This is a genomic window from Lysinibacillus sp. FN11 (genome assembly GCF_024628845.1).
In the GTDB taxonomy this organism is placed as follows: Bacteria; Bacillota; Bacilli; order Bacillales_A; family Planococcaceae; genus Lysinibacillus; species Lysinibacillus capsici.
The window spans coordinates 928,187-945,652 of sequence record NZ_CP102383.1 but is presented as its reverse complement, the minus strand read 5'-3'; the positions used below and the strand labels follow the sequence as shown (position 1 = coordinate 945,652).

General features: G+C 28.2%; 33 protein-coding genes. 14 read left to right on the top strand and 19 right to left on the bottom strand.

The window, feature by feature from the left end; genetic code table 11:
* Positions 1-4: 4 nt before the first annotated feature.
* The 3 genes from NP781_RS04645 to NP781_RS04635 all read right to left on the bottom strand — a co-directional run bounded on the left by NP781_RS04645 (position 5) and on the right by NP781_RS04635 (position 1,839).
* The gene (locus NP781_RS04645; protein WP_257521539.1) at positions 5-496 is read right to left on the bottom strand and encodes a hypothetical protein; all 492 of its coding nucleotides are present in this window, start codon (positions 494-496) and stop codon (positions 5-7) included.
* 21 nt (positions 497-517) lie between these two features.
* On the bottom strand, positions 518-1,339 hold the full coding sequence (locus NP781_RS04640; protein ID WP_257521538.1) for a metallophosphoesterase family protein: 822 nt from the start codon (positions 1,337-1,339) through the stop codon (positions 518-520).
* Positions 1,340-1,650: 311 nt separating this feature from the next.
* Positions 1,651-1,839 carry a hypothetical protein gene (locus tag NP781_RS04635; protein WP_257521537.1) on the bottom strand — a complete coding sequence of 63 codons (189 nt, stop codon included), beginning with the start codon at positions 1,837-1,839 and terminating at the stop codon, positions 1,651-1,653.
* Positions 1,840-1,882: 43 nt separating this feature from the next.
* Between NP781_RS04635 and NP781_RS04630 the strand changes: the two genes are divergently transcribed.
* Positions 1,883-2,209 carry a helix-turn-helix domain-containing protein gene (locus NP781_RS04630; RefSeq protein ID WP_257521536.1) on the top strand — a complete coding sequence of 109 codons (327 nt, stop codon included), beginning with the start codon at positions 1,883-1,885 and terminating at the stop codon, positions 2,207-2,209.
* Between the two features lie 597 nt (positions 2,210-2,806).
* Here the strand turns inward: NP781_RS04630 and NP781_RS04625 are convergent.
* The 15 genes from NP781_RS04625 to NP781_RS04555 all read right to left on the bottom strand — a co-directional run bounded on the left by NP781_RS04625 (position 2,807) and on the right by NP781_RS04555 (position 10,329).
* A complete protein-coding gene (locus NP781_RS04625) occupies positions 2,807-3,061 on the bottom strand; it encodes a hypothetical protein (protein WP_257521535.1) in 255 nt (84 codons plus the stop codon).
* Positions 3,062-3,098: 37 nt separating this feature from the next.
* Entirely contained in the window at positions 3,099-3,296 is a 198-nt protein-coding gene (locus NP781_RS04620) for a hypothetical protein (RefSeq protein WP_257521534.1), read from the bottom strand.
* Positions 3,297-3,425: 129 nt separating this feature from the next.
* The gene (locus tag NP781_RS04615) at positions 3,426-4,961 is read right to left on the bottom strand and encodes a DUF4942 domain-containing protein (protein WP_257521533.1); all 1,536 of its coding nucleotides are present in this window, start codon (positions 4,959-4,961) and stop codon (positions 3,426-3,428) included.
* A gap of 44 nt (positions 4,962-5,005) precedes the next feature.
* The gene (locus NP781_RS04610; protein ID WP_257521532.1) at positions 5,006-5,254 is read right to left on the bottom strand and encodes a hypothetical protein; all 249 of its coding nucleotides are present in this window, start codon (positions 5,252-5,254) and stop codon (positions 5,006-5,008) included.
* Positions 5,255-5,301: 47 nt separating this feature from the next.
* On the bottom strand, positions 5,302-5,523 hold the full coding sequence (locus NP781_RS04605; RefSeq protein ID WP_257521531.1) for a hypothetical protein: 222 nt from the start codon (positions 5,521-5,523) through the stop codon (positions 5,302-5,304).
* The gene (locus tag NP781_RS04600; protein ID WP_257521530.1) at positions 5,516-6,013 is read right to left on the bottom strand and encodes a hypothetical protein; all 498 of its coding nucleotides are present in this window, start codon (positions 6,011-6,013) and stop codon (positions 5,516-5,518) included. Before NP781_RS04600 ends, NP781_RS04605 begins: the two co-directional genes overlap by 8 nt.
* A gap of 61 nt (positions 6,014-6,074) precedes the next feature.
* The gene (locus NP781_RS04595; protein WP_257521529.1) at positions 6,075-6,455 is read right to left on the bottom strand and encodes a zinc-finger-containing protein; all 381 of its coding nucleotides are present in this window, start codon (positions 6,453-6,455) and stop codon (positions 6,075-6,077) included.
* Positions 6,456-6,789: 334 nt separating this feature from the next.
* A complete protein-coding gene (locus tag NP781_RS04590; protein ID WP_257521528.1) occupies positions 6,790-7,410 on the bottom strand; it encodes a hypothetical protein in 621 nt (206 codons plus the stop codon).
* A gap of 107 nt (positions 7,411-7,517) precedes the next feature.
* The gene (locus tag NP781_RS04585; protein WP_257521527.1) at positions 7,518-7,787 is read right to left on the bottom strand and encodes a stage V sporulation protein S; all 270 of its coding nucleotides are present in this window, start codon (positions 7,785-7,787) and stop codon (positions 7,518-7,520) included.
* A 136-nt stretch (positions 7,788-7,923) separates the two neighbouring features.
* Entirely contained in the window at positions 7,924-8,079 is a 156-nt protein-coding gene (locus NP781_RS04580) for a hypothetical protein (RefSeq protein WP_257521526.1), read from the bottom strand.
* Positions 8,080-8,191: 112 nt separating this feature from the next.
* Positions 8,192-8,410, bottom strand: coding sequence for a hypothetical protein (locus tag NP781_RS04575; RefSeq protein WP_257521525.1), 219 nt, complete (start codon positions 8,408-8,410; stop codon positions 8,192-8,194).
* A gap of 41 nt (positions 8,411-8,451) precedes the next feature.
* Positions 8,452-8,679, bottom strand: a complete 228-nt coding sequence (locus tag NP781_RS04570; protein WP_257521524.1) for a hypothetical protein — start codon at positions 8,677-8,679, stop codon at positions 8,452-8,454.
* 89 nt (positions 8,680-8,768) lie between these two features.
* Positions 8,769-9,131 (bottom strand): hypothetical protein, encoded by a 363-nt coding sequence (locus NP781_RS04565; protein ID WP_257521523.1) that lies wholly within the window; start codon positions 9,129-9,131, stop codon positions 8,769-8,771.
* A 47-nt stretch (positions 9,132-9,178) separates the two neighbouring features.
* Complete coding sequence (locus NP781_RS04560; protein WP_257521522.1) at positions 9,179-9,412, bottom strand: hypothetical protein; 234 nt, start codon at positions 9,410-9,412, stop codon at positions 9,179-9,181.
* A 590-nt stretch (positions 9,413-10,002) separates the two neighbouring features.
* Entirely contained in the window at positions 10,003-10,329 is a 327-nt protein-coding gene (locus NP781_RS04555) for a hypothetical protein (RefSeq protein ID WP_257521521.1), read from the bottom strand.
* 663 nt (positions 10,330-10,992) lie between these two features.
* Here NP781_RS04555 and NP781_RS04550 point away from each other — a divergent pair.
* The 13 genes from NP781_RS04550 (at position 10,993) to NP781_RS04490 (ending at position 17,022) form a co-directional block, all read left to right on the top strand.
* Positions 10,993-11,451, top strand: coding sequence for a hypothetical protein (locus tag NP781_RS04550; protein WP_257521520.1), 459 nt, complete (start codon positions 10,993-10,995; stop codon positions 11,449-11,451).
* A 46-nt stretch (positions 11,452-11,497) separates the two neighbouring features.
* On the top strand, positions 11,498-11,746 hold the full coding sequence (locus tag NP781_RS04545) for a hypothetical protein (protein WP_257521519.1): 249 nt from the start codon (positions 11,498-11,500) through the stop codon (positions 11,744-11,746).
* Between the two features lie 36 nt (positions 11,747-11,782).
* Entirely contained in the window at positions 11,783-11,944 is a 162-nt protein-coding gene (locus NP781_RS04540) for a hypothetical protein (RefSeq protein WP_257521518.1), read from the top strand.
* An 84-nt stretch (positions 11,945-12,028) separates the two neighbouring features.
* Positions 12,029-13,123 carry a DNA polymerase III subunit beta gene (gene dnaN, locus NP781_RS04535; protein ID WP_257521517.1) on the top strand — a complete coding sequence of 365 codons (1,095 nt, stop codon included), beginning with the start codon at positions 12,029-12,031 and terminating at the stop codon, positions 13,121-13,123.
* A gap of 65 nt (positions 13,124-13,188) precedes the next feature.
* The gene (locus tag NP781_RS04530; RefSeq protein WP_257521516.1) at positions 13,189-13,554 is read left to right on the top strand and encodes a hypothetical protein; all 366 of its coding nucleotides are present in this window, start codon (positions 13,189-13,191) and stop codon (positions 13,552-13,554) included.
* Positions 13,555-13,607: 53 nt separating this feature from the next.
* A complete protein-coding gene (locus tag NP781_RS04525; RefSeq protein WP_257521515.1) occupies positions 13,608-13,757 on the top strand; it encodes a hypothetical protein in 150 nt (49 codons plus the stop codon).
* 121 nt (positions 13,758-13,878) lie between these two features.
* Entirely contained in the window at positions 13,879-14,034 is a 156-nt protein-coding gene (locus NP781_RS04520) for a hypothetical protein (protein ID WP_257521514.1), read from the top strand.
* A gap of 185 nt (positions 14,035-14,219) precedes the next feature.
* On the top strand, positions 14,220-14,699 hold the full coding sequence (locus NP781_RS04515) for a hypothetical protein (RefSeq protein WP_257521513.1): 480 nt from the start codon (positions 14,220-14,222) through the stop codon (positions 14,697-14,699).
* Between the two features lie 93 nt (positions 14,700-14,792).
* Complete coding sequence (locus NP781_RS04510; protein ID WP_257521512.1) at positions 14,793-15,185, top strand: hypothetical protein; 393 nt, start codon at positions 14,793-14,795, stop codon at positions 15,183-15,185.
* Positions 15,186-15,191: 6 nt separating this feature from the next.
* Positions 15,192-15,683: a hypothetical protein gene (locus NP781_RS04505; protein WP_257521511.1), complete on the top strand. Its 492-nt coding sequence runs from the start codon at positions 15,192-15,194 to the stop codon at positions 15,681-15,683.
* A 108-nt stretch (positions 15,684-15,791) separates the two neighbouring features.
* Positions 15,792-16,337, top strand: coding sequence for a hypothetical protein (locus NP781_RS04500; RefSeq protein WP_257521510.1), 546 nt, complete (start codon positions 15,792-15,794; stop codon positions 16,335-16,337).
* A 165-nt stretch (positions 16,338-16,502) separates the two neighbouring features.
* Positions 16,503-16,694 (top strand): hypothetical protein, encoded by a 192-nt coding sequence (locus NP781_RS04495; protein WP_257521509.1) that lies wholly within the window; start codon positions 16,503-16,505, stop codon positions 16,692-16,694.
* 124 nt (positions 16,695-16,818) lie between these two features.
* Positions 16,819-17,022 (top strand): hypothetical protein, encoded by a 204-nt coding sequence (locus NP781_RS04490; protein WP_257521508.1) that lies wholly within the window; start codon positions 16,819-16,821, stop codon positions 17,020-17,022.
* Here the strand turns inward: NP781_RS04490 and NP781_RS04485 are convergent.
* Entirely contained in the window at positions 17,019-17,252 is a 234-nt protein-coding gene (locus NP781_RS04485) for a DUF5983 family protein (RefSeq protein WP_257521507.1), read from the bottom strand. The two genes, NP781_RS04490 and NP781_RS04485, sit on opposite strands and share 4 nt — an antisense overlap.
* Positions 17,253-17,466: the final 214 nt, after the last annotated feature.

Below are 17,466 nucleotides of genomic sequence, written 5' to 3'. Positions count from 1 at the left end.
AATATTATTTAACGTCAAACTTAAATCCTGTACCTTCAATAATGTTCAACAGCTTCGTATATTGTTTAATATTTATAAGTTTTCCATTTTTCATTACTAAATCAGTATTACCTCTATTTTTATAGTGAACGATTAAGAATTGATCAAACTTCCAATTTGTACTCTCATCACCATTGTAACCATACCAGTGAGTTGTAATTTGTATGTAATTGTAATCTTCTTGATATGAGTGAGTAGCTAAAAATCTTCCTTCATATCCACTACTTTTGCTTGTATTAACAGCAAACTCTTTTGACTCCTTACCATCTTCAACTTCATGAATAAGGTAACCTGTATACTGACGAATAATATCATCTCCACCATTCCAGTTACGCTCATTGAATTTACCATCTTCATTAAACATTGGTATTGTATTTGAACCGTAGCCTTCTTTTCTTGACTTAGATATCTCTAAACGATCTTCTGCACGTTTGCGTAAATGTTTTACTTTAATCATTGAACTCACTCCTGTTACGTATTATTTAACTTCAAATGACTTAATCGTATTCCACTTTGAAGCAAATTTCTGACGTTCTTCCTTGCTGTACTCAAGTGGATTCATGTGATTCGCCCATTCATTCGGATAGCTTAAAGCATTAATGTAGAATTTAATTCCTGCTTTATCGTACACGCTTTGTTCGTGACAATGACCGAATATATTATGCTTTGCCTTTATCTGCTTTAATTCATTTAAATAGCACGATGAGTTACCATATTTATGATGGCTATTAATCAATATAGAAGGTACGTGTGTGATTAATACATCTACTTCTTCCATATTTTCATATGCTAAACCTTCATGATAATTTTCGTTTCCAATATTCATTCCATAAATTAAGCGTGAATCATTTGATGCTGTATTGAAGAAATTGACAACATTAAATTCCGTCAAAGGATACCACGAAGTTGATCCAGAAAATTTTAAACCTTTATAAATGAAAGGCTTAAAATTATATAACATAGTTACATTCGTTAAATGGAATATTAAACTTTGCAATTCATACTCACGTGCTTTACTATTCTTCTTATATTTATCACGCTGCCCATTTGAAACTAAGTAGTAATCATGATTTCCTAATACAAAGAATACATGCTCATACTGTTTAGAAAAGTACTCTAAACACCATTTCGATTGAATGTTATAGTGCGATAAATCACCCGCAATAACTAGTACTTCTCCCTTAGTGTCTGGTGACAACTTTTCTAAGAATAACTGAGTTTTATTCTCCCATTTTTCATAATTCCCATTATGCTTTATATGAAAATCTAAGTGTAAATCTGAAATGTAATCAATTTTCACTTTATCAATCCTTTAATATGTATTTTTAATAATAAATCTAGTTATTTAATCTTTATAATTCAGAATCCAATGAATTACTTCATCAAAAACTTTACCGACCCTACTAACGCACCAGATTATAATCAAACTCCAAATAATTAAAATACCTACAGTAAGTGTTCCAGTGAAGAAGCTTATTCCATCATTCTTTATAACTCCTATAAAAATTGATATTGGAAATATATAAACAGTAATCCCTAGCAAATACAATAGTATTTTTGTTAATTTGAATATAATAAGATCATACTCCTTTCAATAATAAGTCTCTTTCATTAAAACGGACTAAAATTCCCATTCTTCAGTATAGACTTATATTCTTCTTCGCTAACATCTTGAATTGTATACCCATCGTCTATAAATCGTTGAATCATTTTACTTTCATCGTCTGCAACATTTTTATCAATTACAACTGCTGCTTTACCTTTTAAATTAAAAATAATTGTATATGGTTTATTCATCACCAATTCTCCTTTACATGTTATAATTTTTTAGAGGTGAAGTAATATGTCATTCCATTCAAGATTAAGAAAATGTAGAGAATCACAAGGATTTTCTCAAATCGAATTTGCACAAAAATTAGAAGTGTCAAACACAGTATTATCTAGGTATGAATCTGGTGACAGAGAACCTAATTTTGACATGTTAATAAAAATTTCAAGTATTTTAAATGTTAGTGTTGATTATTTGCTTTTTGGAAGTACTAATAATAAAGCATTGTTTCATAGTGAATCCTCTGTAACCAAATTGAAGAATTTTCATAAAGAATTAGTTCATGCAGATGAAGAATTACTGGATAAAATCATCACTATTTGGAATGTTATTAAAAAGTAGCATTCCTTTTCATACCATTCGTCACTCTATTTTTTATGAATCATTATTATGTTTAGTCTTTGGCTCGAATGAATAATTCCAACACCCACTCGGTACGTCTATTAATTCATATCCAAGCTTAAACATTAAATCTACACTTGATTCGGTCACATTTATCATTCCCTGAATAAGACCATGACCACAGCATGAACCTGTTGTAACAACTCCATTTTCCCATAGTTGTTTGATTTCGTTAACTAAACAACAGTCCACTTGACAACCGACTTTATTCGTATAATACCCACCGTTTTCTTTTAACATGTGATCAGGAAACCTTAGTTCTATCATAGAATCATATATTCCGAATTCATTTGGACAGTTCAACATCAATCATCCTTTCATAAAAGTTTAGTATTATGTAATGTTTAATTTAGTCTGAGTGTCTAGTTAAATAACATTCCCATCTCCACAATAATCACAAATTCCTTCATAAGCTTGATCTTCATCCGTTAACGGCTCTTTGCAAATTTCGCAGTATTCAATTTCATCTACTTCAACCATATAGTTCACCTCATTTACCTTTCAACTTGTTTCAACCGTTTCCATAAAAGCATGATTTTACTGAATCCAAAAAGTAGTATGTGTGTTATTGAACGATACTCCATCTCCTGCAATTTGTTTAATCATGTCTATACATTGTTTAGATAAATTGATTAGATGATATTCAGTATTAATAAATGAGTTCGGCTTAATCTTAATATTATAAACATCTCCAACATATTGACTTTCATCATGAACAATCATAAGGATACCTCCATCTGCATCAAAATTATTCTGAATCTTTTCTAACTGTGAAATTGATAATTTAGCCATTCTCCGTTCCTCCTATTTTTTCTTTAAAATATTGGTTTCATTTAATTGCTTCTTTATATGCATCAGCTAAATGTTTTTCCTGTCCCTCTGAATATGTAGGATTAAATTCATTTGCAACTTTCTCTAACCTTCCTGCAATATCAATTAAAAATTTTATATCCTGATGATTGATCTCATGTGTTAATCCATTATCTGATAATCCTTTTATGTATTTAATTCTATCTCGTTCATTCATTTTGAATCACTCCTTATCTTATCTACCTAAATATTACCACAACAATAATGCAAATACAACTATTATTATGTATTTATTTAATTAAAAGACGTAAGAAATTTAATCCTACGTCTCAGTTGTTTATTTTATCTATATAGCATTACTCAGTAAGTTTTCTGTATTAATATTACCAAATTCCTTCATTACAAATTCTTTAGCTTTAGGATCATTCATTTCTTCCTCTTGTGGCAACCAATTGAAATGTTGACCACATACATAGTTAAATTTTGAGAGAGTGTCTAAATCTTTGAACCAAATATGTATTGTGCCTTTTTTGAATATCTTAAATTTCAACCAATCGGTTTCAAATTCATTATTACCATCTGTTTCGAATTCATTATTGATTTCAGAATTAAATAACTGCATCATTCTCACAATATCATCTATTAAACTTTTAATCTTATAATCAATTTTATTATACGAATCCTTAATCCAAGCCCCAAACATAAGATCAAACCCTCCGTAATTAATAGGAATGATTATCTTAGGATTAACTTTGAATGCATTATTAGTTTTCCATCCATTGTAATAATGTAGGTTCTTGCTATACTCATTCATATGATATCTTGTAATACGTTCAAACAAAGCAACGCAGCTATCTATCAATAAATCCTTTTGATTGTATTGCAATGACATAATTAACATTTCAATATTCACCATGTTAATTTCCATATTTTCAGCCATAGCAATTTGCTTTTCTAATTTCTCAATACCTCCATTAGTTAGGATGTCTCTAATCTTCTTTGTATTTAAAATTTTTCTCCAATACAATGATCGTAATGAGTGTATTTCTTGATTCAATAATGCATATGTATATTCTAATTTATTTACACCTAACATACTGTGATCAAATTTGTTAACACTTTCTAAATAATTCAGAAATTGTTTTCGTTCATGCATCTGAACATAGGATGATTTAATTAATTTTACAGCTTGTTCATATTCATTTACATATCTTTCAATGTCATCTAACCGTTGCTGTAGTTCCTGTGAATGCACTTGTGTAGAAAGTCCACGTTCTATGTTTGTGGTGTCTTTCTTTTTAAAACCCTTCATTATTCGATCATATAAATCACAACCTTTAGTGAGTGTGTCAACATTTAAGTATATCAATGCTACTTCTACGTCTGTTTTACGCTCGCTGTCAGAAAAAGCATTATGTCTATATTCAATTTTAGCATTGTATAATTCTAATTTATTCACTAACAATTTTCTTTCATTTGAAAATGGATTCTTAATTGTTTCAGCATTTACAATCGCAAATACTTGGCAATTTGTACTGATTTGTTTTTCTGCTACCTCTATCGCTTTTAATAAGTGTTTAGCGCCTTCATCAAAAGGTGGATTCATGATAATGTCAGTATACTCCTTATGTGATTCAAATGTAAGAAAATCCTCCCATATCACATTATATCCTGAACCAAATAACAAATTTCGTAATTCTGGATCAGTTTCAATAACATCAATTTTGTAAGTTTGATAATGACGTTTTCGTGATATTATGTATTTTACGATATCACCCTTACCTGCTGATGGTTCTAGAATATTACTTCCTATACTTCCACCTAATGAAAGTAGATCTCTACATACATCATCAGGCGTAGGATAAAAGTTTTTATTAAACATTTGAATTCTCCTTTTATGTATTTATATTTATTAAAACAAATATTTTATAAAACCTTGATTACAAACTGACCGTCGAACACTTCGGCTACTTCAACTTCTAATCCTTGTTGCTTTAATTCAGATTGATGATAACGTGCTACAGTACTTTTGAACAGAACTTCATTAGATACATAGTTTACAATCTTCACATTCGTTCGATATGAAAAGTCCGTTAGTAAATCATTCAGCTTACGACGATTCATGTAATCTAACCCACTCTCGATAGTATCTGCATTTTTTAGTTCTAGTGTCATTTATTAATCCTCCGTTTTTTTGTATTTTCTTTGATAATACGTGACTATTATTTAAACAATTCATGTGTTAATTCGGATATATCTAAACCTATTTCTTCATTTGAATAATACTTATTTAGAACTCTACTTACTTTATTAATGCACTTTTTCTTTGAAATATCTCCATCTATGTAATATCTATGCCACACTTCCGATATTTCATGAATATATCCTCTCAGAACTTTTATTTCATCAGCTAATTCTTCTCTGGAAGGCTTTAATTCATTCATCCAAACAGTCCTCCTTATTTTTATTAACAAACTCTGTATAATTTTTAATTGCTTTAGTTACATCCTCTTGAGTAAGTTCTTTAGGACAATCAGGAATATCGCCTATGTAAAGTTCATTTTGAAATATCATTTCATCTAATAATTTATCAGCTTCTCTAGCTTTTATAATATTGTCTGAAATATGAGATCCACTCCACCACATATAAAATTCTTTATCTTTGTAATACCATTTACAATAATATTCATTACTTTTAAAATAGCAACCTAAAGACTCCCACTTTTCAGTAAGTTTTATATATTCTATTGCATCCAGTTCCCATTGAGGAATGGTTTTTGGCTTTGTTAGCTTCTTTATTTGACGCTCTAACGCTCTTATTTTCATATCAAAATCATAAAAGTTGTCTAAACCTTTATAATGATTTAAAAGGAATTCACACTCTGCTAAATCACAACTATATGGACTTTTATTGACTAATTCTAAAATATTCAAAATACATTATTCTCCTTTTTGTTATGTATTTTACTTTATAATATTCAGCTATTATATAAGTCTACTTTATCTCTCGAAACCATTGTGGGTTCAACATAATATGTATAGCTTTCATTAGCATTGGAATATCGAAATAATCAAAATGACATTGATTCTGTTCGATTCCTAATAAGATTGACATTCTTCGATAAACCTCGCTACGTCCTAATAATTTCTTCTTCCAGACAATATCAAATAGATCGTGACAAGCAGTTTTTAGTACTTTCATTTCTTTAGTCGCTAATACTCCTAATGGCTTACCATTGTCATGACAGCCTACACTCGCTTTACAGTTTCTACATAAATAACATTTTCCATTACCATACTCTTTCCCATATAGCTCTTTATTTGAAGTAAATACAATATCGTGGTTACAGTAAGGACATTGCTTTGGTACTTCCAATATGATTCTTCCTCTCTTTTGTTAATATCTATCTTTCATTTAACTTTTAATATTGATTCCAATTGATTTTAGACGTTTTAATACTTTTAAGCACACTTTGTATACTATTCAGACAAAAGCTCTCTAAAGACTTGATAGCACCTAAATTCATTAATAAAGCCAATTACCACTATTGCTAATTGAAATGCAACATCTCTCAAAGTTAATTACCATTAAAGGTTGCAAAATTCTTTGTGTATAAAGAAGAATATTTAATAATCATTAATAACCAGTATATACGATTTAAAATTTCACCTTTTCAGGTAAAATTCCAATCGTGAAATTTTTCCACTTTCTATATCATATGTAAATTTACACTGTAATGATTATTGAATCTTTCTAATCCACCATCTCCAAATGGATCATACTCTACTTTATGTTTTGTAATAGTAATTAGTTTTTCTTTTACTAATAGTTTATTATATTTCGTTACAGAAAAATTACTTATACCTAAATCCTCTTGAATAGTTTCGTAACTAGGGTAACAAAATTGTTTAGTTACATTCTCTCTGTTAATAAACGACTCATAATAATACATCAATCTAAATCCAATTACACCAATGGTATCTAATGATTTTAGTAAATTTAAAGGTATTTGCGTAAAGTAGTTTTCTTTATATGGTTTTAACATTTTAAAATGTATTGGATTATTAATTGGTAAACTATCAAAATCAACCCTAATTAAGTCTTGATCACTTAAAATTGAAAAACACTTCTTCACGGTTCTGTTATCTGTAATCCCTGTCACAAATTTTATATCTTTAAGTAAAACATCTATTTCGCCATTATTGTAAGCTTGAAACCTTTTGAAAAGTAAAAATGCATAAATAGCAAATGACTTTTCATCGATATTAAATCCCGTGTTGCGTATTATTTCATTTGGTATCTGTAACCATATTCTTTTCTCCTTACTCATATTAATTAAATCCTTTTATGTATTTTCATATTTATATTTTCCTTTATTTCACCTTTATATAGACTAGATGATACTTCACCTCCTTCACAATTTAAATTTTGAATAATTTAATACATCTTTCTCTTTTCTATTCTCAATCTTATAGAAGTCCTACCTTCTCCTTCAATTGTGATATTTTCGAAGTATGGAATACAGACCAATTCATTACCTTCAGGTCTTACAAAACCTTCACCGACAGCGATAGCTTTTATTGCTTGATTAATTGCACCAGCACCAACACCAGCTATTTCTATACTAGGATTTTCTCTTAAAGTTGCTACAATTGCTCCGGCTAATGAATTTGGATTTGATTTACTTGATACTTTTAATGTTGTCATCTATATTTCTCCTCTATGTGCTAATTAGTTATTTACGTTGATTTTAAAGCCATTTATAGTGTGCTTGATATATTTTATCATCTTTTAAAGAAAATGAGCTTATACGTAATGGAAATAATTAAAATCGCTATCCTATTTAACCATCTTTCCAATGAGTCAACTCATATTCAACTTTCTCCAATAAATCTTTAGAGAAAATTCTGACTTCTAAAGATGTGTGTCGCAAACTTGCCCATCTTAGTTCTTGCAAAATTGTGAAAATGATGATGTTATTTTTAATCTTTTTATCCATACAAACACCCCTAATTAATTATTCATCAATAAATGATGTATGTAGCTTATGGGCATTGTACCACGTAACTAGTATATAGTTAGTGTTAATATTGAGTAAAAGATGTGTTTTATTAAACCTGTACGGGTCTGGATATATTCACATCACCTTGTAAATAAAAATCAATAGCCTTATCTACACTATCTATTAGTGATACTTCATCTTCTTTCATTTGCCAATTAAATTTATTAGCTACTGCCTTATGCATTGCAAATATTTCATTTTCTGCTTCAATTATCACAACCTCAATATCCTCTTCAAAACTACAAAGTCCAATCGCATACCTTTTCATATTATCGCTCCTTTTAAATAATAGTTCTATTTTAATAATTTTTATTTTCTATTTAACTCTTTGTAAATTTCTTCAAGATCGCCTTTTATTGTATAAGTTTCACCATTGGTCAGTCTTAATTTTAAAAGTCCATGACTTATTTTCTCAATGGCTAATAAGTCGCTTTTGGTAAATGCTTTATGTTCATTTAATGGATAAAGAAAAAGTGGAATAACATTACTTGAAATCCACATATCCTCACCGTTTATCTTTACAGCTTTCAAATTCATATTTACCATCCTTTCAATAATAACTTCATTTTACATAACTCAAAGGATATTGATTTATTTATTCTTCCTTCGAGCTATGTAGATTATATTTACAAAGTATAATTATGATATCTCCCATCTTCAAAATCATAAAGGTTAATATTGTTACCTCTCACAGTTCCATTGTAAAATTGTCCAGATGAAAAATCATATCCTTTAAATTTATCGCCATCTATTGTCAAATCTATAAAATTACCAATTGAGTGGTGATATAGTTTAAAGGTATTTCCACTTTTATTTCCTGTAATATAATTATTTAATTGATTATCATACACATTGACTCTTTCAGCAGATAACTGTCCAGAAAATTGAATGTAGTTACCATTATCATACGAATATATTGAAGTTTTTTTCTTATTAGATATAATGCTCCCTGCTACATATGAAACAACGTCCCTAAGTTCTTTTTTCATTTGTTTTACCCCTTTTTTAAAATATTTGCAATAGACTTATTTGATTATCACCATCGTTTTCTTAATACTGAATCATCTAGCCACAATCCTTTGTTATCCTTTACCAATCCATTACAGTCATGTAAAAGATCTTCGTCTTCATCGTCAAAATCAAATCGAACAGCGTATAACTCATCTTCTTCGTTATAACCCATTATCATGCCTGTTTCGCCTTCTAACAGATCGTAGTCTTTTAAATCCTTGTTTAATTCTACTTTGTCATATTTCTCAAATTTAACCATTTAAAACATCTCCATTTCTTCTCTCATAAAATGCTGATATTAATTATTATGATTTCTTAACAATTGTTACTTCTTGTTTAACACCTAAAATTTCAATTACATGCACTTCAGTCGTTACTTTCTTCATTTCTAACACTCCTTCTTTTTAGATAATATTATACTTTTATAGATCAATTTTACTTGATGCTGAAATGGTATACAACTTCCAACTACAAATATTAATTTGTACTTATAATTAGTTGCTGCCTCCATTTATACTTAACCTGATATTACCATACGTCTAAAATTAAAGTCAAATACAATTATGTATTTTTATATTTAATTTTAGTGTGGTTAAAGTAAATCAAAAATTCTATACGATTGACGTTTCAAAATCATACAATTAATAAATCAAGATTTTGTCTATCTCTATATTCGTATTAAACATTCTACATATCCTAATTCTCTAAATGTAAAATTCTACGATTTTGATTTTTTAATTCTACAGTTTTGATTTTTCAAATACTGCCATCTTTGAATGATTAACTAAGCGTTGGCTCACATTGATCAAACAACTATTGTAATTTAGAAATGACTACTGCTTATATATATTAATTAGCTAATAACTTCATGTACCCCTTTTGCAGCTCTTTCATTTGATCCTTATAATAATCAACTTCTTCCTTTGTAAAATTTGGTGTAAATAGTGCTGGAACTTCAACTTCTACATCTGAGTTATTTACTGAGATTTCATAACGAGCAAAATCATATTTATCCACTAATTCAAAACCATACTCTTTATTTATATTGTTAATACACTCTTCTCTAACCTCATTACTCATTTGTAATAAAGCATTATATACTTCGTACTTATTATAACTAACCCCAGTAGTGTAATCTGCTGCATTATTAACAACTAATTTTAATTGATCCATCATGTTTTATATCTCCTTTATCATTTTAAGTATTTATTCATACAAATTATATCACAACAACTTAACTTGTTTCTTTGTAAGATTAGCTCATTTTAATATCAATATTCCAATTATCAATAAAAAATTACATTTTTATGTATTTTATATTTTTAATAAACTAAAGAATAATCGAGTTGAAATAGCTTTAACCTTACTCTAAGTAGATTATTGGAACTCTAACCGAAATTTATCTTACTTGTAAGCTATAAGTAAATTATATATAAGATACCAGTAAGATACAAGTGTTTTTTATATTTATTTTTGTATATTTTGGAAGTATTAATTATTCTTGACTACTTCCTTCTTATTTATTCACATGTATTTGAATTAATTTGAATTAGTTGTTTGTTGATCCAGTTTTAATTCTCTTTTTTTCTAATTAGATTTATTCTGGCAAATTGATCTGGTGATTAAATAAGAAGACCATTATCTTTGCAGCTATAATTAAAAATTGCTTTTAATAGGTAGAAACTAAATATTTTATTGAAATAATCCTTGTGGAACTAGATAATCAAACTTTTTATTTAAATAAATATATAAATTATGTTGACGGAGATATTTTAAAGTGATAAGATAAACTCAAGTTAAACAAATAAATACATAAATAAACTTTAGGAGGAAATAAAAATGAAATTACAAAACAAAATCAGCGCACTATCTGGTATGACAGCTAAGGAATTACAAATAGCAGCAAACAAAGAAGGCTTAGCGTGGTACAACCGTGAGGAAAAGCGAAAAATGCATAAAGATGAAATTGTTACTTTGTTAACTGAACACTACTCAAACTTAATTGAACAGGATCAAATCAAGGATTTAGAAATAGAAAATTCAACAACTGTACAGTTAGTTACGCACTTTAAAGAATTAGCTTCTAATGCAATAACTGTAGCTAAAGAAGACTATAATCAAGCAGCGCAACAATTAAGGGATGTTAAAGAACTACTATCAGATGCATTAATAAAGTTACATGATAAGCTTACAGACAAGAAAAACAAATTACTGGCTCGTAATTGGGCTTTAACAATTAATAATATCAAATGTATTGTGAATACAGCAGAACGAAAAATAAACGCTGTAGGAGCTTAAATAAAAATACTATTTTATAAAATATAAAACGAATGGAGAAATAAGAATGGCAAACAAAATAAATGTATTACTTCATACTAACAATATACAACACAATGGAAAATATGAAGAATATTCTTATAATGAATTAAGATTGAATGAAACAAGTGGTAAACGACTATATTTCTCAGCAATTAAAAACGGTATGAAAATGATTACAATAATTAAAAATATGCAATTCATGGATGGTAAGGTGTATGTGTCGTTTGGAAAAGTAAAATATGAAATAGGATCGTATGAGGAGGTTTCAATATGAAGATAGAGCAATATTTTTAAGTAAGGAAGTATTAAAATGAATAAATATAAAATCGAATTAATTGCACAATCTTTTTCATTTTATTATGAAAGTACAGAAATGGTTCATGCTGACAACTTGCTTGAAGCTGAGAAAAAAGCAATTAAACAATTTTCTGAAAGAATGGGTATCGATAAATATTTAATTAGAGTTGTTTAAATAAAAAGTAAATATTATCTAATTAAAATTATATTCAAAATAAATTAATTAATAAAATACATAAACTAAAGGAGAATGTTAATTATGAAAACAACAATTAATCGCATCGAATTATTAGAAGGTCTTAAAAAGTTAGGTCATATTATTGACGGTAAGACTAGTATACCTATCTTAACTGGAGTAAAGATTTCGACTTCAACAGATGGTAAATTACAACTTATCGGAGGAAGTACAATAGCAATTGCAAGCGTTGAAATAGAAACTATTCATACTGAAACAAATGGATCGCTAGTATTAAGTTATAAAAAGTTTACCGACTTTTTAAAGAAGTCAAAGGCAAACAACATCGAGATTGAAACACTAGACAATAACCAGTCAAGTATTAAGGCAGGAAATATTGATTATAAGTTAATGTACGATGACTCAAGTAACTACCCTCTTTTACCTAAAGCACAATTCGAATACATGAATTTAGATGTAAATGAATATAAGCGCATTATCAGCAATACAGCATTTACAGTAGCTAAAAGCGACTCAAGACCAGTTTTAAAAGGTATTAGTATTCGTACAGATAGCAACAAACTTAACTTTGTAGGTACTGACTCGCACCGTTTAGGACGTTACACAATTGATACCGAATTAGAAAACATCGATGTTGTACCTGACGGTAAAATGTTAGAAAAATCTATTAAGATGCTCAATAAGAACACTAAATCAATAACTATTGGAATCGATGAGAATTATACTTTAATACAATTTGATGATGTGAATTTATTTATTAAAAATATTGAAGGTAACTACCCTGATGTTAACCGGCTAATTCCTGACAACTATACGACAGAAATTAAAATTGATAGCAAACAAACAATTGAGTCCGTATCAATGCTATCCACAATAGCAAAAGAAGATCGTAACAATGTAATTCGTATGGAACTAAACGGTAAAATTGAAATGTATACAAATAGTCCTGAAATAGGATCAATGACTGCTAAATTAGAAGGAGAAAAACAAGGAGAAGATTTGAAAATCTCTATGAATGCGGTATATCTTGATGAGGCAATTAAAGCGATTAATGAGCCTAAAACTTCTATGAGATTTAGTGGAAGCATGAGACCGTTTGTAGCGTTATCAAATGACTATAAAGCTATGCAATTAATTTTGCCAGTACGTACTTATTAAAAAATGGAGGGTTCTTCCCTCCTCTCTTCTTAAAATAATAAAATACAAAAGGATGGTAATTAATAATGAATATCAAAAACATTTTACTTTCAATCGTTACGGCTTTTACACTTTTCACTGGATTAATTACAAGTACAGATGTTTCAGCTAAAGAAGTAAGTAATGCTTCAAATAAATGCTCACAGGTGCAATCAAACAACTTAAAAGTCAACCAAACTGAATTATTCTATATGTACAGCAATAAAGAAGGACATTTCTTCCTTGATCCAAAAGCCGAAACAGAAAATGTTATCTTTGTTGGATTGAATGATTTTAAGACAGATAAGAATTTTACAATTGATACAACTACCTTGCATCATGGTAAAAAGTTTATTGGAACATTTGCAGATGATGGTTTATGGGAATTGATAAAGATAGAAGAAGTTAAATGATTACTAAGAGTAAAGTATCTCTACCCTATTCATAAAGTGAGGTGAAAAGTAACTTGATGCAAAAATGTATAGCTGTAATTGACAATTATTTTTGGACACCAGAAGATGATTCACATGACAAAGTATCGTTTTATAAGGTAGCTTTATCAGTCAATGCACTAGCAATTTTGATGTTTGTATTTATTCTTTCGAAAATTAATTAAATAAATACATAAAAACTATTGTGTTTTATTTATAGTAGTGTATAATAAGAATTAAGAAAAAGAAATAAAACGTGTATAATAATTATAATATAATTACATAAAATAATTGGAGGTTTTACAATTGATAAACTACTACGAAATCGAAACTTTTACAAATGAAACTAAATATGAAGAAGCATTACATGATATTAATGAGTTCATGATTATGGATGGATTTGAAAGTAAAGCAGTTTCTACAAGTAAATACACTGGAGTAGTTACAGTAGTATACTTCTAAATAAATAAATACATATAAAATAATTTTGTTTTATGTGTACTAGTGTATAAAAAGAATTAAGAAAAAGATTTATTAAAATTTAATCAGAGTAAATAAGCCAGATATAAACCTACATTGTTTATTGTGATTAAATTTTAAATACGGTAATAGTAAAGCTACATATTAAATTTTAGGAGGATTTAAAAATGACAAATACAATCGATTTAAAATCAATTTTTCGCACGGAATTGGAACAACGCTTACTTGAAAACTTATCGGAAGAATGTGTAGAAGTGATCAATGATAATTTTAAAGATTTATTAGAAGATTATGACGCTTCTGAATTAGATATCGAAACTGCACTGTATAGTCCAATATTTATTAGTATTATCGAAGTCATCAAAGAAGGCAATAAACAATTACAAAATAATCCTCATTACAAAAAACTATTAAATGTAGATGAAATTAATGATTCTTTTGCAGATGACTTTACAATAAAGCTATCTGAATCCGATGGAATGTTCTCTGGAGGAGTTAAATTAGAAATCAATATTCTATTAAAACCTGACGTAACTAATGTATTACTAGCTTTTGGTTTAATTAATGAACTACATGTTAAAATCCAAGAAGAAAATATTTACTGTGCTGAAGTTTATGTAAATGGCGCATTAGCTGAAAAGTTCTAAAATAACATCAAGGGAGCTAATACCTCCCTTCTATTTTTTGTAATATATGCTTTTTATCTAAAAAATTAAACATAAAGGATGATTATGAAGACAATGTTAAAATCTGATTTAATAAAGCATTTAGAAAGTAATTTAAATAAGTATGGTGACAGTGAAATTCAGGTTGAATTATTGAATGATCTAGGTTCGAATGGAAAAGTGTATGATATTATTGATGTGGTAAATGTAACAGGCCTTGATTTTGAAGCAGATTATATTGCTGTATTTGATTACAGTAAGAATAGTATAGATTCAAAAAAGTTAATATCCTTTTTAAATAAATCAAGAGAGTCATTTTTACAGTCTCAGGAAAATAGTAAATTTGAAGACACTAAAGAGTATTATAGTGGACTAGCAGATGGAATGCTAAATGTATTGGAGTTTATACAAGATAACGTTAAAGAATCAAAAGGTGAATTTTTAGATATCAAAATACATAAGGAGTGAACGATAATGAGTTTGCCAAATATCAAAGAATTAATTTTAACAAATGAACAATTAACGGTACATACTTCTTATGGCATGATATACATTAATCATAAGAAGATAATCAAACATGATTTAAAAAAGTTAATAAAACTTCATGCTGAAATCGTTAAATTGTGCAAGGAAAATAAAATTAAAGTCTCTTACAAAGATAAATCAAAAGCCTATTTAACTGAAGTATTGAAAAATGGTGAATTTGAAAAGACTTATGAAGAATACAATAAGATATATGAACAATTACTTGAAGGATGGAAAGATAAACTATACAGTAGTGATTATGATGGTTTTATAGAAGATGATTTTTACAAAGAATTCCTTCAAGGTAAAAAATTTGCAATTGATAAAATGTTTTATAGAGATACAGTCTTAGATAAAATAAATTCTATATCTCATAATTTAAATGAGTTAAAGAACAGCCTAGAATCATATCCAGATGAATATCTATGCGTTATGATCTAACCACCATTATTGGTGGTTTTATTTTATTAAATACATAAAATACATTGTATTACATGTTGGATTTTTGTATAATATATGTAGAAAGAATTTATAAGGAGTGAATAGAACATGACAAATACAGCAATTTGTGATCGTTGCAAAGGTTCTGGAAAAGTAAAATACAAACATATTGCAGACGGTGTTTGTTTCCAATGCGAAGGTTTAGGAAAGATTAAAGTATCTAATGAGTTGTATAAAAATGTTCAAAAAGAAAAAACAATTGACACATACATTAAATTTTATAAAGGTACAATAACTGACGTTTTAACTTCATTAGAAGTAGTTGAACCTGATAAAGAAAACGGTGACAACATAATGTATGAGCATCTTAAAATCGGAAACAATGTTGTTTTATTTAAAACTAAATGGAATAGTTTCACAAAGAAAAATGAAGTTTATAGTGCATCTTTTAAAGTTATCGACTATGATAATACGTTAGAAGTAGTTACTCGTTTAATTACTTGTCATTACAAGGACGAATTAAGCCTATGGAAAACGTTTGAAGCTACAGGCAAAGAATTAAATCAAGAAATATTGGAAGCTTTAAATAACAAACTCTTAAACGCTGAGAACGAAGCAATTGAACAGCTTAAAAAGTTTAACCTGACTAGCTGATATAGTTAGTCTTTTTTTTTACTTCCCTTCCCTATTTCCTCACTACTTAACAATTAATAACATAATTATAAAAATATATTGTTTAGATTTATTTTTCGTGGTAAACTATATTTAAGTAAGTAAATACATAAACCACTAAAAGTTATAAACTAGGAGGAAATATAAATGAGTACAGATATTAACACAATGGTTGCTGAGTTTTTGCGTTTGGAGACTTTAGAAAATGAATTAGATGATCAAATGCAATTCGAAAAGGCTCAAGACACAAACGAAAAGAAGTGGAAAATTAAAAAGTTAGCACGTAGCTATAATGTCGAAAAAGAATTTTCAGAAGCTTTAAAATCGGCACGTAAATAATAATTACAACTGCTTTCCTTAATAGTAAGGCTTTTAAATTTATTAATGAAAAAATAAATATATAAATAAAAGTAGATGCTTCAACTGGTCTCCTTCCTTATCTAAAAAAGGAGGAATATGAAATATGCTAAAATCAGAATTAATCAAGCACCTGCAAAGTAATTTAAATAAACATGGAGATGGAGAAATACAGATTGAATTAGTGGATCACTTAAGTGAAATTGGTAAGGTATATGAAATTAAAAATGTAACTGATGCAGTGGGATTAAATTTTGAAGTTGATTACATTACTATATTTGATGTAAATAAAAATAAAAAGCCCTATTAGGACTCTCTATTTAATATACTATTCGATACCTCTTCTGCTATCGTTCGATCATATACAGTAAAAAGAACATCATCTTCTGGAGGATAATCATCATCTAATTCTAAGTAGTAACAATTGTGCATATGAGCTAAACGTAAAAGATACAATAAATCATTTGGAATCTTAGAGTTGTCTGTTTTCTCAAGACCAACCATAATAAAATAACCATGTTCATCTTTTGGATATATCAATAAATCTAAATTTTCAATGTGATTTTTTAATATAAATCTTGTGCTGGATGATATGTGTAGTGTGGATAATGTTAATATGTTTCGACTTAAAATTTTAACCATTCCTTTCGTTAATTCAGAAAAGTATTTTATCATTTTGTTTTCAAATAATCAATATTATCTCATTATTGATAATAATATTACCATACTCACTTAAAATATGCTAAAGAAAATC